The 14,282-nt window shown below is 48.4% G+C and carries 13 protein-coding genes and 1 pseudogene; 5 read left to right on the plus strand and 9 right to left on the minus strand.

Going from position 1 to position 14,282, the window contains the following annotated elements; all coding sequences use genetic code 11:
* The first annotated feature begins 59 nt into the window (after nt 1-59).
* Entirely contained in the window at nt 60-1,700 is a 1,641-nt protein-coding gene (locus tag OCV59_RS05335; protein ID WP_147593464.1) for a S1C family serine protease, read from the plus strand.
* 206 nt (nt 1,701-1,906) lie between these two features.
* On the opposite strand, the gene OCV59_RS05340 is transcribed toward OCV59_RS05335, so the two are convergent.
* A complete protein-coding gene (locus OCV59_RS05340) occupies nt 1,907-2,833 on the minus strand; it encodes an RpnC/YadD family protein (protein WP_147593465.1) in 927 nt (308 codons plus the stop codon).
* A gap of 348 nt (nt 2,834-3,181) precedes the next feature.
* Here OCV59_RS05340 and OCV59_RS05345 point away from each other — a divergent pair, with 348 nt between their 5' ends.
* Nucleotides 3,182-3,589, plus strand: a complete 408-nt coding sequence (locus OCV59_RS05345) for a GIY-YIG nuclease family protein (RefSeq protein WP_317239888.1) — start codon at nt 3,182-3,184, stop codon at nt 3,587-3,589.
* Between the two features lie 154 nt (nt 3,590-3,743).
* Here the strand turns inward: OCV59_RS05345 and OCV59_RS05350 are convergent, their stop codons facing one another.
* From OCV59_RS05350 to OCV59_RS05385, 8 genes are read right to left on the minus strand one after another with little or no spacing between them, the layout of a single operon-like run.
* The gene (locus OCV59_RS05350; protein ID WP_262584132.1) at nt 3,744-4,478 is read right to left on the minus strand and encodes a CPBP family intramembrane glutamic endopeptidase; all 735 of its coding nucleotides are present in this window, start codon (nt 4,476-4,478) and stop codon (nt 3,744-3,746) included.
* Nucleotides 4,471-5,205 (minus strand): CPBP family intramembrane glutamic endopeptidase, encoded by a 735-nt coding sequence (locus OCV59_RS05355; RefSeq protein ID WP_147593467.1) that lies wholly within the window; start codon nt 5,203-5,205, stop codon nt 4,471-4,473. Before OCV59_RS05355 ends, OCV59_RS05350 begins: the two co-directional genes overlap by 8 nt.
* The gene (locus tag OCV59_RS05360; protein WP_147593468.1) at nt 5,180-6,517 is read right to left on the minus strand and encodes a YcaO-like family protein; all 1,338 of its coding nucleotides are present in this window, start codon (nt 6,515-6,517) and stop codon (nt 5,180-5,182) included. Before OCV59_RS05360 ends, OCV59_RS05355 begins: the two co-directional genes overlap by 26 nt.
* A 9-nt stretch (nt 6,518-6,526) precedes the next feature.
* Nucleotides 6,527-7,630 (minus strand): hypothetical protein, encoded by a 1,104-nt coding sequence (locus tag OCV59_RS05365; RefSeq protein WP_147593469.1) that lies wholly within the window; start codon nt 7,628-7,630, stop codon nt 6,527-6,529.
* Between the two features lie 15 nt (nt 7,631-7,645).
* Nucleotides 7,646-8,644, minus strand: coding sequence for a SagB/ThcOx family dehydrogenase (locus tag OCV59_RS05370; protein ID WP_147593470.1), 999 nt, complete (start codon nt 8,642-8,644; stop codon nt 7,646-7,648).
* Nucleotides 8,645-8,672: 28 nt separating this feature from the next.
* A complete protein-coding gene (locus OCV59_RS05375) occupies nt 8,673-9,407 on the minus strand; it encodes an ABC transporter permease (RefSeq protein WP_147593471.1) in 735 nt (244 codons plus the stop codon).
* Nucleotides 9,408-9,411: 4 nt separating this feature from the next.
* On the minus strand, nt 9,412-10,314 hold the full coding sequence (locus OCV59_RS05380; protein ID WP_262584133.1) for an ABC transporter ATP-binding protein: 903 nt from the start codon (nt 10,312-10,314) through the stop codon (nt 9,412-9,414).
* Nucleotides 10,315-10,339: 25 nt separating this feature from the next.
* A complete protein-coding gene (locus tag OCV59_RS05385) occupies nt 10,340-11,542 on the minus strand; it encodes a radical SAM protein (protein WP_262584134.1) in 1,203 nt (400 codons plus the stop codon).
* Between the two features lie 831 nt (nt 11,543-12,373).
* Here OCV59_RS05385 and aroF point away from each other — a divergent pair.
* The 3 genes and pseudogenes from aroF to OCV59_RS11990 all read left to right on the plus strand — a co-directional run bounded on the left by aroF (nt 12,374) and on the right by OCV59_RS11990 (nt 14,265).
* Complete coding sequence (gene aroF, locus OCV59_RS05390) at nt 12,374-13,384, plus strand: 3-deoxy-7-phosphoheptulonate synthase (RefSeq protein WP_147593474.1); 1,011 nt, start codon at nt 12,374-12,376, stop codon at nt 13,382-13,384.
* Between the two features lie 14 nt (nt 13,385-13,398).
* Nucleotides 13,399-13,899: pseudogene (locus tag OCV59_RS11985) on the plus strand (prephenate dehydrogenase/arogenate dehydrogenase family protein); the annotation flags it as partial.
* A 27-nt stretch (nt 13,900-13,926) separates the two neighbouring features.
* Nucleotides 13,927-14,265, plus strand: a complete 339-nt coding sequence (locus OCV59_RS11990; RefSeq protein ID WP_317239939.1) for a prephenate dehydrogenase dimerization domain-containing protein — start codon at nt 13,927-13,929, stop codon at nt 14,263-14,265.
* Nucleotides 14,266-14,282: the final 17 nt, after the last annotated feature.

Below are 14,282 nucleotides of genomic sequence, written 5' to 3' on the forward strand. Positions count from 1 at the left end.
ATATTGTGTTTGTATATTTAAGTCAAGCACAAACACTCCCACAAACGAGGTGATATATTATGGATGAAAACAGAACAGACAACACAAATTATGAGCCTAATTTTATAATGACGGATCCGGATGAGAGCGGCGCGGCAGCGGCCGGCGGGGCTGCCGGTACTGATGCGGCATTGAACAGTGCGGCCGCCGGTGCTGCTGGTACCGGTACAGGTTCGTCCCCGAACGGCGCTGATCCCAGTGCATATTCGAATGGCAGCGGCTCCTCCGGTTTCAACGCAGCGACATACACCGGATCATATACGGACCCGCGCGACAATTTCAGGAAATCAAACAGTCAGTATGAAGTAAACCAGTATGACGGCCAGTATGGAACGTACGGCAGCAGAGCTTACGGCAGCGGGGCCTATGGATCATACAGCAACGATACTCAGACGTACGGCACACCAAACGATTTTGAGAATTCCGGCGGCTTTACAGATCCATATGATACGTCTGCCGGAGATTCCGCATCCTGGGACAACCAGAACGGTCTCGGCAAAGTGCATAAGAAGCGTAAGAAAGCTCCCAGGAAACCTTCACCCCAGGTCACTTTCACCAGACGCTCACTCACATGGCTCATCGTGCTCTGCATGATAGTCTCCGGAGGTTTAGGATTCGGAGGCGCTGCGGCAGCTAATGCACTTTTCGGCAATGATACGCCTTCCTCCGCAAAGGCAGGCAGTGTAAAAACGACAGGCTATACGCTCGAAGACGCCACAGGCAGCAATAAGACGGTACAGGAAATAACTAAAGAAGCAAGGCCCAGTGTCGTTGAGATCAAAACGGAAAGCGTATCATCCGACTCATGGATGCAGCAGTATGTCACTCAGGGCGCCGGAAGCGGTGTGATAATCACCAGCGACGGCTATATCGTCACTAACAACCATGTCATAGAGGGTGCCAGCAAGATCACTGTAACGACTTCCGATCAGCAGGAATATGATGCCGAGCTTGTCGGAACAGATCCAATCACAGACATCGCTGTCCTCAAAATAAAGGCTGAGGGACTGACTCCGGCAACATACGGAAACAGCGACCAGCTTGCTGTCGGTGACATGGCTGTAGCTATAGGCAATCCTCTCGGAGAGCTCGGCGGCACGGTAACTGCAGGCATAATAAGCGCACTCGACAGAGAGCTTGCGATCGACGGCAAAACCATGACCCTCCTTCAGACAGACAGCTCGATAAATCCCGGCAACTCCGGCGGCGGCCTTTTCAACGGGGACGGTCAGCTGATCGGCATCGTCGTTGCGAAATCTTCGGGTTCAGATGTCGAAGGTCTCGGATTCGCGATCCCTATCAACAAAGCTGCGGACGTCGCACAGCAGATCCTTGAAAACGGCTACGTGAGCGGACAGCCGTCCACAGGAATGTCCTATACCGAATCTTCCGGTCAGAGCAGCACCATGGACAGACTTTTTAACAACGGTCAGAGCACGACATATGTGTACATCGCAGCCGTTGACGGTACCAATGCCCAGAAAGCCGGCTTCCAGAAGGGCGACATGGTCTATGCGGTAGACGGTACAGAGATCACATCATTCAATACGCTTTCATCGATAGTGACTTCTCACAGCGTTGGAGACAAACTGAAATTCACCATCGTGAGAAACGGGCAGAAAATGGATCTGACACTCACTCTTGAAGAGAAGACTTCGTAGTCGATGTAATCGATGAAATGCAGAAACGTAGAAATACAGATGAAACGATAAAACGCACTGGCACTATGATCGATTTATAGTTGATGAAAATCCCGTGGTTCAGCATGAAAACGTATGCTGGTTCTCGGGATTTTTTATGTGTTTGTTTATTTTGGAGAAGGGGGCATATCATATCAGAAGAGCATACCAGCATTTGACGGACCAGGTTATATCTTTTCTACAGTTGGATCCAACTTACCGAGATCTAAAATCTCATCGTGAGTCAGAGCTTTGATTTCATCTTCGGTCAGGCCTGTTGCTTCACTGATAACCTTTACATCCAGACCTTTTCTTCGCAGATTGACTGCGATCTTGCGCTTTTCGTCAAGCTTGCCCTGTTCGAAGCCTGAAATTTCACCCTGTTCAAATCCCTGCTCGTATCCGTCGGCTTCCCTGATCGCTTCACATTCTTCTCTTGTCAGTTTTTCGAATAAAAAACTCATAACGTCACCACCATGTTCCTTCAGAAATTCTGCCAGTATGCCGCTGGCCTGACATTCCCTGATGCTTTCTTCGATGGCGGTCCCCAGCTCTCCGCATTCTCTGTATTTTACACGGATCATGTGTATCAGCCTGCTGTATCCCTGCATCGTATTGCAGCGTTTCAGCAGCTCAGCGCCCTTTTCGTAATTCACATTGATGAATCTGACGACCACCTCTACTGATATTTTATCACACTCAGCCATGAATGCATCAGATAATTTCATCTCCTGCTCTACGGGCGCGTCTTCGAGACCGTTGTAGAACACATAAAGTTCGGGGGTCGGTATCTTCACCGGCTTTTTGCTGTAGATCTCGCGCGAAAACACGAGCTTTTCGTATTCTCTGGCGATATACGCCAGCATCCTCAGGGGTATGTTCGGACACAGCGTACTCTGCTGCTCTGTGAGGATTATCCACTTGTGGTCGATGATGAATGAGAGATCATTTTCCCGATCTCCGAAGAACGCATCATCCAAGGTCACGATCTCCACAGGCGTATCCATATCGTAATCGCTTCCGGAAAGCGCATTGTACAGCTCTATCAGATTTTCCTTATCGCTGAAAAGCGTACAGAACGTGTTGTCTTTGTATGTATGCTTAGGTTTCTTCATTTTCCCTCCCATAGTTATACCGATTTTCTATCGATCCGAAATGAACAGCGGCGGTATTCCTCCTGATCATATTGTATAATTCTGGAAGTTGAAAATCAACCTTTTTTTAACATTTATATATTATTTTTCCATTCGATATTTTCGTTCTGTTTGCATCTGACCCGTTCAAAAAAACGGGCGCAAAATAACCGTAACCCTTCTATTGTCCCGGCTTGTCAGCCCTGGCTTCCGTACCGACTGTGACAATCCGCCAGCTTTCTGATATAATCTGTGTGGATCGATCGGATGACCGCTCCTGAAATTTTGCGATCCGGCAGCGACGTTAAATAAAAATCACGAGGTAACATAGTGACTAAGATAAGAAAAAAATCAGCAGTAAAATCAGATGTCAGAACCCCATCCGGCACGGATCAGCAGATAGATGAGTCCCGATCCGGTAAGCATATAAATCATGAAAAATCCTCAGGGCAGTCCGGCAGTCATGGCTGCCCCTGCGTCTACATCCTTGAATGCAAAGACGGCACACTCTATACCGGATGGACGAATGATTTTGAAAAGCGCTTTGCCGCGCACAGCAGCGGCAGAGGCGCCAAGTATACGCGAGGCCGCGGACCGCTACAGCCCGTATACATTGAATATCTGCCTGACAAGATCACAGCTGCACGCCGTGAAGCTGCAATAAAGAAACTCCCCCGAGAGCGAAAAATCGCACTCCTTAAAGAAACGACAAACAGTCTGAACAGCAGTCCGCGGTAACGCCACGGTAACGTAGCATCAAGCCATGCTGAGAAAACGCCGGCAAGCTGAGCGAACACGCTACAAAGACACAGAAAAGGCAGCTCGATAACCGCTCAAGGGTAGCGAGATGAGCTGCACCGGCTTTACAGAACGTCAGAAAAGGCAGCTCCCGCTAATAGTAACGGAACCTGCCGAAATAGAAAACAAGAAAGCACTCATGTGCCAGCAGACACGGAAGAAAGCTTCCGGTATACGCAGTGGAAACACAGGCGACAAATGAAATTCCCAGAGATGCCAGCACCATACTGAGACACTGTCTTCCGCTGCTGGTAAACAACGCCTGCTCCAGTGCAAACAGGATGCCCGATACCGCTGCGGCACCTGCAAACCCCAGTATCGGAAAATTCATGTAAAGTATCATAAAGATCGTCCCGCGAAAAAACGTTTCCTCAAATAATGCACCCAGTAGAGGAACAAGCGGTGCGACTTTTTTATTGCGCTTACGTATAGACTGTATCCAGCTGATCTCACCGATATCCCCCGCCCAGTCGTTTTTTTCGGAAAACAGGGTGAGCGACCCTGACATCATCGTCACGATACTCATCTCCGCCAGGATCGTAAGCGGGATATATCCCAGATATTCCGGCGCTATATAAAAATAACGGAATATATTGTATCTGAACACTGCACTGAATCCTGCTATGAAGCACAGCGGCACGATATAGTACCATATTCCGATAAGCGATGCTTTTATTTCTTCGTAATCCCAGCTGATGACCCCCATTGCTTTTCTTGAAAGACGGGTCACTATGGCGCTTCCGTCCACCCAGAACAGGATCCTTCCCATCACAACAGCTGCAGCCGCCATTGCCGACAGTGTTATGGCAAGTATCATATTATCAGTCATTTCCAGGCTCCTTTCTACTTCCGGACGGGACTCTGACCCTTTTCTGCTGCGCAGTTTTTCGAACAGACCAGCAGTAAAGAATGATGTTCTGTGAAACATGACATAAAATACAAAGCCATATCCCTGCTTCGCCGGTCAGAAAAAACATGGAATATATAAGCCCGCTGCTGCATTTCTGAATCACAGCGAAGCGTCCGAAATACACATGATTCATACCGTAAAGCAGTGCACTGACTATACCTGCCGCCCACGGCGCCCAGCCGAGACCTTCACACACACCACCGATAATGACCTGGCGAAAGACTAATTCTTCTGCCGCTGCCGCCAGGATTATCGATACAACGCTGCTTATATGGAACGTTTCTGAATATACAGCCGCCGGTCTGACCTTGGGGAGTCTTCTGCTTCTCACCCAGACCGGCAATGCCGATTCCAGATATTCGAGCACCAGATCAATGAACCCCATGACTGCCGCCGCTGCAAAGAGCAGGTTTTTCCATCCGGCATCCATAATGCTCTCTGCACTGAAATCTGCAGGTCCGGTTATCCCCATGATCCACGCAAGCAGCAGCAGTATGCCGTAGATCAGAACAGTTGCCGCATTCTCTGACAGAAGTTTGCTTTCACGTACCCTGATAAAAGGCTTTGCAAAGTATATGTATGCCGAAGGGAATGCTGCCACACACAGGAAAAGCCACAGTTTAAGGCATGGGATGTGGAAAATCATTGGTTATTCCTCCAAACTCCAGCGCCCGCGGATGTCTTGAATACGGGAATCCCGGATAAGACAGCTGTACCAGCTCCGGAATGAATACACGCATTACCTTGAGACCCATGGATATGATCTCCGGAGGTGTGATGTCAAGATACACCGCATACTTTGACACGTTCTTCAGCATTCTTATCATGTGCTCTATGTTCTCTCTGTCACCGCCTGTGCTTTCTTTCTGCAGGCTCGACAAACTGTCTGTTCCTTCATAGATGCTTTCGATCAGCCTGCTCTTCTTTTCCTGATCCTTTGCCTTTGTCCAGTATGCTACATTGCTGTCGAGATTGAGAAAGCTTTCTTCATCACTGCCGAGAAAATCAACAGGATTCATCATCGGGCCGTTTGCTGCCAGGTAGTGGATGGTCGCCGCTTCAGAAAGCGCCCTGTATGCTGCGCGCACAGGATCGAGATTCGCACTGCATCCCATCAGTATATACGGAGCCTTTCCTTTTCTGTTAGTCAGCTGTGCCGCGATAACGCTTCCGGGCAGCCCCTCCATAGAAAAATCATAAAGCTGCATATCGTAAACAGTTCCTCCGAGGATCTTGTCCGCCAGTTTCATAAAATCAAGATCGTCATTTACGAGTTTTCTGCTTTTGGCGTCAGTGTACCAGTTCAGCATGAATGCATCAGCTTCCACCGCCTCCATTATCGCGCTCTCCAGTGCCTTGTATATGTTTATATGTGCAGCAGAGCCTTTGGAAAAGCTCGGAACGAATATCTTCTCACCCAGATCCTCTCTCACATGATATCCTATGAACAGACACTGCATCGGTATGAAATGTGTCTTGCCTGCTTCCAGCAGAGACGGGCATTCCACCCACCCGATCACATCATCACGTGTGATATCGCGTATATTGGTTTTTTTTGAGAGTTCCTTATAATCTTCGCCGCTGAAAATACGAATGTATTCCCACGGCACCATATCGTGATCCTCTGCCATCTCATTGTAGCTGTGGTAGATGACTTTGTCCTGCCACATTCGTGACGCCGCCAGCAGTGCATAACGCTCTACGCTTTCTCCATAAAGCTTTACCATGGCTTCTTCCCGGTAAATGCCGTATCCTGAAAGATGATAATTTATCCTGGCCTTGTCAGACACAAGTATCTGTTCATAATGCGGCATCTGATTCGCACAGATCGCAAGCTTCGGGGTTGCCACCTGATTATTGCAGAGAAGAAGCTGAGATTCCACTATACCTCCATGCTGTCCCCCTATCCTGCGGTAATTATTTCTGATATGTACATGACTTGGGTAGTAATCGATCACGAAGTCCTCCTATTCCCCGTCTTTTGACAGTTCCACACGCTCTACGAGCTTTTCTACTATTTCTTCGGATGAAGTATACATTTCTTCATATTCCGCCTTTGCAATATGACCGCATGCGCTGCAGAAAGGCACTCTCAGAAGATCCTGGACCTGCACTTCCAGCAATGGCAGATAGATATTGAATATACGTCCGGCCAGTTTTGCCTTATGTATATTATTGATAAGAAATGCTTCAAAAAGACCGAGTGAAGAAATCATCTGCAGTATCGGCGTCACGGACGTCAGATCACTTTTTCTCATATTTCCTGATGTGCGTTCCACATAGCTGCGATATGCACTCATTGATTCCAGCCTTGCCATCACTCTTGTTTCATAGCATTCGAAACACCCTGTCTCATATCCCTTTATCGTCATTACACTGAGGAACGGTCCGTCTATAAGACAAACGACAAACGGGATATTCATGCGAAGCAGTATCCTGTTAAGATTCCTGAGCAGCTTTATGTGCGGTCTCTGCATGCAAATGAGCACACTGCTGTACGGTGCAAATATCGCAGTCAGTGATTCCATGGCTTTTTCTGTTTCCATCGCATCAAGCCTGCCTGTAAGATCTGCCGCCGCTACTTCTGCAGTATCTTCTTCTGAAAGGACTTCCATCGGAAGTGATATCTGACCACTCATTATTTCAAGCTGCTCTGTAACTATATTACTGTCGCAGACCAGAAGTGTGCTGGAATATCCTCCGGCATTTCCGCCAAAGCCCATGGATGCTGTCCCGCCTATCAGATGTGTGATAAGCTCTTTTACCCTGTCCTCTGCACCATTGCTTATATATGCCTGCTCGGTGAGTTCCTCCAGCAGCTCTCCCACTTTCTCTGCATTTTCCTGATCTGTCCCGAATATATCGAGGATCTTCCCGGCAGTGATGCTCTCACCCTCTGCCAGCGTGCGCATAACGTCTAAAACAAGCTCCTGTATCGCATCGTCGAAGACCGACAGATCGAGCAGCGCTTCCTCATAATTCCATACACCTTTGCGAAATACGACTTCTGTATCTCCGTTAAAGAAGATTTCCGTACTTTCTCCCAGTTTATAAACTCTGTCTGTTTTCATCTTTTTTCCTTTCTACTATTTCATCGTTCCTATCAGCGTCAGATGTATCACATGCTTCGTCAGTCCATCTATCCCCAGGAAACTTTCGGTGAGTCCTTTCTCATAACCGCCTATATCAGTCGCCGCCAGATCCATACACGTTGCAGCAAGCTGTATATTTTCAGCGATCTCTCCCGCCTCGATGTACCCGAACTGCATCGCCATATCTCCGTACTTTCTGGAATTGTCATAAAGCGAGTACACATAATATACAGCAATACCAAGGTTATCATTATCTATATTTACCCCGAAAGCCGATATGCGGTTGTATTCCTCAATATCCGCATCGGACAGTCTCCTTATAAGACGTACCGACTGAGTCAGCGGCAGATATGTATATATTCCCTTGTCCAGACCTTTTACATTTAATGCCACGAAATAAAGCGATACCGGATAAAGTCCTCCGCCTGACGGACTGCATCGCACGACGCCCGTATAATCTTCTCCCAGGGTCACCGTTGCCGGCATGTTGTGGAATGTATTGAAATCAAATTTTCCGCTGGGCCCGTCTCCGTAGTAAAGCAGAGTGGCAAGCTGTTCAGAGGTAAGCGGTTTGCTGCCCATTTCTCTTATGCTTCTTCTTGAGCGTATCACGCTTCCGAGCGACTCCTTGAGCGGAAGATATTTCGGCAGCTTTATCGTTTCCTCATGCTCTATGATATTCTCTTCTTTAAGCTGGCGGTTGCTGAGCGCCCCTTTTACACCAAGTGATGATGAGTAATGAAATACACCTATCGGCATCCCCATCTCAAGAGAACTTCTTTTGGCATTGAGCAGATATTCCTCTCCTATAAGGCGTGTAGACTCTTCTGCCCATACAGCACTTCGATAGCAGCCCTCCGGCGCCTTTACACCCAGCGACTCCGAATAGATTGTCACCGGCATATTCGATGCTGTATCCGTTATCATCCAGACGATCCCTTTCTCCGCCTGCTCAAACGTGGAAGGCTTCATTTTTGTTTTTTTCTGTTTCATATAGCTCCTCTCTTTTCTGATCCCGTTCCTAATCCCATTTGAATATAACTGCTGTTATAAGAATGAATACTCCGGCAACAGCCAGAAGTACAAAACTGTCTCCTTTAAGGTCTGCCAGACCTGCACCTTCCCATATATCACGCATCATCGAGACACTGTATGACAGCGGCATGGCCTTTATCACCTTATCCATGGCATCCGGCATGAATTCGACCGGCATGCTTGCACCTGACAGAAACATCATCGGGAATCCTATCACCATGCCGAGAGTCTGTGCGACCTTTGCAGTCCTGCTCACAGATGCTATGAACAATCCTATCGCAAATACTGCGATGCCTGATAAAACAAAACCATATATCAGAAGCGGTATGCTCCCTGTAAAACTGCTGTCATATCCGAAACGTCCGATCAGCAGCACGATCAGCATGCCGATCACCGATATGATAAAATACATGATAACGTCAGCCGCCAGAAAAGCCATCGGACTCAGCGGCGTCATCCTGTATCTCCTCAGCTCTCCGCGTTCTCTACTCCCTGCCACTGCCACCGGCAGACTGATAAGCCCTGTACCTGCGAATACGAGCCCTACGAAAGACGGCAGCATCACATCAACAGTCCCGCTGCCCCCGAACATCTGCGACGGTTCATTCCCGTATACCATCCCGAAAATAAGGAGCAGCATGGGACAGAATATGATCGAAAAAAACAATGCGATATATTCTCTTGTCATAAGGATACATTTAGTTTGTAAAATCGCCAGCATAATCCTACCCCTTCACTTTCACTTTATAATAAAAATAGTCTTCAAAGCTGCTTTCGCGGCTCTGTATATTTGACAGTCCGAGTTCTTTTCTGTGATACAGATCATCCAGACTGAATTTCCGATCTGTATAGATGCGGTATCGCTTTTCACCGATCTCTTCCATACCTGAACAGCCGCGCATCCTGTTCACAGACTGCTCCAGCCTTTTCCTGCCTGCTTCCGCTTCAAATTCAACAACGCCGCTGAACGGCAGCTTGGCTGTCAGTTCTTTTGCAGTGCCTGTATCCACGACGCTGCCTTTGTTCACCAGCATCACCCGATCGCATATCTTTTCCGCCTCCTGCATATAATGCGTAGAGACCAGGATCGTTTTACCCTGCTTTTTCAATTTGTCCACATAATTCCAGACCTCCTGACGCGATACCGGATCAAGCCCCGTAGACAGTTCGTCAAAGAAAAGGATATCCGGATCATGTATGACCGCCAGCAGTATGAACAGTCTCTGTCTCTGACCGCCTGAAAGTCTGGAACAGTATGCTCCCGCTTTTTCCTCAAGGTTGAAAGTCCGCAGAAGTTCTGCTGTGTCCGCTTTTTTATGGAAAAGCGCTGCCTGCAGATGTATGGCCTCACGCACCTTTATATTGACCGGCAGATCGCTTTCCTGCAGCTGTGCTCCGACATGATAGACCAGCTTTTTATGATCTTTTACCGAATCCATTCCATGTATCGTTATCGTTCCCGAGTCCTGTCTGCGCAGCCCGAGCATCATCTCCATGAGTGTCGTCTTGCCTGCTCCATTCGGGCCTATGATACCGTATACCTCGCCTTTTCTGACCGAAAACGATATATCATCTACCGCTTTGTTTTCTTTGTAGTATTTTTTGACATTATTTACTGCTATCTCCAAATTCATCACACTCCTTTTTCCGTGATCAGATAGAGTTCCATGATTTTTCCCCGCGCATCTGTCCGCGTCTGAAGTTCAGCTCCCAAATCGGGAGTCTCCTCATACAAGTTCTCTCTTTGTCATGTGCTCCGCTTTTTCTCAAAAAACTGCCGGCCCAGCATCCGTAAAGTATTCTCTGCTCATCCTCCGAAAACTCATCCTCGAGTTCCTTCATCAGCTGCAGCAGGCATACCGGCTGTTCGTCAGTAACTTCCAGATCAAGCGGCAGCTTCATCGTCAGACAGCCTCCCATACAGCTTTTTCTAAACCTGCATGTATTACACTGACCCTGCAGCGAATCGGCCCGGTCACTTGCCAGAAACATGTCCATATTGCCCCGGACCGTCCTGATACGTTCCTGTATTTCTGCAGCGGGATCCGCTTTGTCTCCTGCTGCCTGCCCTTCCCGTCTGCAGCACAGCCCCATGTCTTCAGGGAGGAAAGAGCACGGTACTACTGTGCCGTGACAGTCGTAAATGATATGCTGTCTTGATCCGCCGGCGCATTTTCTCGTAAGCATGAGCTCCATTATCCCTCGCAGAAAGCTTATGTCTCTGTCTTCCTTTTCCATAGATCCGCTGTTTGCGATCGTCATAAGTGCGATCGTCCTCAGTATCTCCCTGAAAAAATCTCTGTCCATTCTCTGCCCGGCAGCTCCCCTTATTCCTACGACAGGAGTGTATCGGATAAACTCAGCTCCCGAATCCCATGCAAAGCCTGCAAGGTTTTCCATTTCACCTCTGTTTTCCTCAGTGACCGTGCATCCTATGCCGAGCCGCACACCTGCTTTCCTGAGTTTATTTATATTGTCCAGGATCTTCGGGAGAGAATCTGTTCCCGTAAGCCTTTCATGGAGTTTTTCATCCAGTGTATGAAGACTTATGCGTACAAGCGTGCGGCAGCGCCTGTATGTGTTTATTATTTCTTCATCAAGATACAGTCCGTTCGTGGTAACGACTGTCCAGTAACCCTTTTCGTGTGCTGTTTCCAGTATTGTGCAATATTCGGGATGTATCGCAGGCTCTCCGCCCGTCAGCGTCGTGATACGATATCCGCTTTTCCTTCCCGCATCCAGTGCATTTTCTGCATCAGCCAGCGTTATATACGCATGTTCTCTGCCGTATTCCCACGCCCCGCAGAAACTGCACTTCATATTGCATGCTGTTGTAAGATGTAAGTCTAGATTCATGTGATCTCCCTTTTTCTTTACCTGTACCGCCGTCAGCCATGCGTATGAGATCATTGATGATAATGGTCATTCAGGTTTTGTTTTAACGGTTTTTTTAGTAGCAGCATGTACAGCAAGTGCAGTTTGCACAGCTGGTAGTGCCTCCCGGCGCCAGCTCTACGAATGCATCATGAGCGCATGTAGCGCCTATCTTAGCCTTATATGTGAGCATGTTTTCACCTCCTTTCTTCTCTCGATCTCAAGCGCATGGCTGATGGCGATCTTCCGGTTTTCCTGTAAAACCTGTAAAAAAAATAGCATATGATTGTCCCTCCCTTCTATCCGATTCTGGTAAAGTTCTGTTTAAATCATGGTTAAATGGCCGGGAGCATATATATGCCCACTGTACCCCGCAGCTCCGTATCCGCTGCCCGAGCCACGTGCCGATTCCATGAAAATTTTTGTCAACTCAAAAAAACACCTTTACAGTTCGATTTCAAAGTGGTAAAATCATAGCAAACACGATGTATGATTACTCATACATGATGCATAAATATTTAAAGAGGACAGGATCATGTTAATCAGAAGATTTGCAGCTGAATATTTTTACTTTTACTTTACTTTCTTTAGGGGTAAGGTGAATTTCGCTGCAACGAGATAGCTGATCTGAACTGACACAGGACTTGGTTTAAAGGCATCCGCAAGTGAAATTCACTTGCGGATTTTTTTATAACGGAAGAAATATCTCCCCGCTGTTTCCGCCGTATAAAAAACCCGAGCCGAAACAGGGTCACGCATAAACGATTTCACACAACCATCGCACAGCTAAGAAAAAGAAAGAAGGAAAACAAAATGATCGTTGTATTAAAAGACAATCCCGATAAAAAACAGCTCGACAATCTGGTGTCATGGCTCAAAAGCATGGGTCTCGACATCCACTTCAGCGAAGGCCAGTCGGCCACCATCATGGGACTCATCGGCGACACCAGCGCCGTTGACATCGACCTGATAAACGCGCTCGACATCGTCGACACAGTAAAGCGTGTCCAGGAACCGTACAAGAACGTGAACAGAAAGTTCCATCCGGAAGACTCCGTTATCGAGATCACAAAAGACGTGAAGATCGGCGGCGGCAACTTCCAGGTGATCGCAGGCCCGTGCTCAGTCGAATCAGAAGACCAGATCTGCCTGGTCGCTGAAGAAGTAAAGAAGGCAGGCGCAGGACTCCTCAGAGGCGGCGCATTCAAGCCTAGAACATCGCCTTACGCATTCCAGGGCATGCGTGCAGAGGGTATCAATCTCCTTCTCGAAGCCAAGGAAAAGACAGGCCTTCCGATCGTCACAGAAGTAATGGACATCTCACAGCTGCCGCTTTTCGAAAACGTTGACGTCATCCAGGTCGGCGCAAGAAACATGCAGAACTTCGAGCTCCTGAAAAAAGTCGGCAAGCTCGACAAACCGATCCTCCTCAAGAGAGGTCTTGCTAACACACTGCAGGAACTCCTGATGAGCGCAGAATACATCATGGCCGGCGGAAACGAAAAAGTCATCCTTTGTGAAAGAGGAATACGGACATTCGAAACCGCTACGAGAAACACCCTCGACCTTTCGGCAATCCCGCTCCTCAAGACGATGACTCATCTGCCGATCGTAGTTGACCCGAGCCACGCGACAGGGATCGCATCCATGGTAAAACCTATGGCAATGGCAGCAACTGCAGCCGGCGCAGACGGACTCATGATCGAAGTCCACAACAACCCGCCTGCAGCTTTATGCGACGGCGCACAGTCACTCACACCTGAAGCATTCGCAGACGTGATGAAATCCGTTGAACTCATCAGACCGCTCGCTTACAAGGGTTAAGTCAAAAGCCAACGGCAAGCTTATATAATAGGAGAAAAACGATGGAAATAGGAATAATAGGACTGGGCCTCATCGGAGGCTCCCTCGCCAAAGCAATAAGTCAGAACACCGACAACACGGTTTACGGATATGACATTTCCGATCAGGTCGTAAAAAAGGCCGTCCTCGTGAACGCCATCGAGCAGCCGCTGACCGACAGCCTGTTGCCGCAGTGCGACATAGTGATCGTGGCACTTTACCCTAAAGCAGCCATCGAATACGTGCAGGCACATGCCGATCTGATCAAACCCGGCGCGATAGTAGTCGACTGCTGCGGAGTCAAAAAGATCGTGTGCGACGCGCTGATCCCCCTCGCCGAGGAAAAAGGATTCCTGTTCGTCGGCGGACACCCGATGGCAGGCCTCGAACATTCAGGCTTCACATATGCGAAAAAATCGCTGTTCAACAACGCGTCGATGATCTTCACGACGACAAAAGGCCCGATCGAGAGCATCAGCAGACTCAAAGACCTGTTCACATCGATCGGCTTCACGAACATAGAGATCACAACGCCGGAGGAGCACGACAGACGAATCGCGTTCACATCGCAGCTGGCGCACGTCGTCTCCAACGCATACATCAAAAGCCCGACGGCAATGCAGCACGCAGGCTTTTCCGCAGGAAGCTACAAGGACCTGACCAGAGTCGCCAAGCTCAACGAAGACATGTGGACCGAGCTTTTCCTCGAAAACCCCGAAAACCTCGCCGAGGAGATCGACACGCTGATCGAAAACCTGAAGCTTTACAGCGATGCGATCAAGGCAAACGACAGCGACACACTCCACGCGCTGCTCAAAGACGGCCGCGAAAAAAAGGCCATAATAGATGGAGAAATATTCTGATCTGCGGATCACAAGGA

This window comes from Brotomerdimonas butyrica (assembly GCF_025567305.1).
Taxonomy (GTDB): Bacteria; Bacillota; Clostridia; order Peptostreptococcales; family Anaerovoracaceae; genus Lentihominibacter; species Lentihominibacter butyricus.

Coding starts and splice junctions, on each gene's coding strand:
- OCV59_RS05335 (WP_147593464.1), top strand. CDS start 60: ATGGATGAAAACAGAACAGACAACACAAATTATGAGCCTAATTTTATA.
- OCV59_RS05340 (WP_147593465.1), bottom strand. CDS start 2,833: ATGAAGAAACCTAAGCATACATACAAAGACAACACGTTCTGTACGCTT.
- OCV59_RS05350 (WP_262584132.1), bottom strand. CDS start 4,478: ATGACTGATAATATGATACTTGCCATAACACTGTCGGCAATGGCGGCT.
- OCV59_RS05355 (WP_147593467.1), bottom strand. CDS start 5,205: ATGATTTTCCACATCCCATGCCTTAAACTGTGGCTTTTCCTGTGTGTG.
- OCV59_RS05365 (WP_147593469.1), bottom strand. CDS start 7,630: ATGAAAACAGACAGAGTTTATAAACTGGGAGAAAGTACGGAAATCTTC.
- OCV59_RS05370 (WP_147593470.1), bottom strand. CDS start 8,644: ATGAAACAGAAAAAAACAAAAATGAAGCCTTCCACGTTTGAGCAGGCG.
- OCV59_RS05375 (WP_147593471.1), bottom strand. CDS start 9,407: ATGCTGGCGATTTTACAAACTAAATGTATCCTTATGACAAGAGAATAT.
- OCV59_RS05385 (WP_262584134.1), bottom strand. CDS start 11,542: ATGAATCTAGACTTACATCTTACAACAGCATGCAATATGAAGTGCAGT.
- aroF (WP_147593474.1), top strand. CDS start 12,374: ATGATCGTTGTATTAAAAGACAATCCCGATAAAAAACAGCTCGACAAT.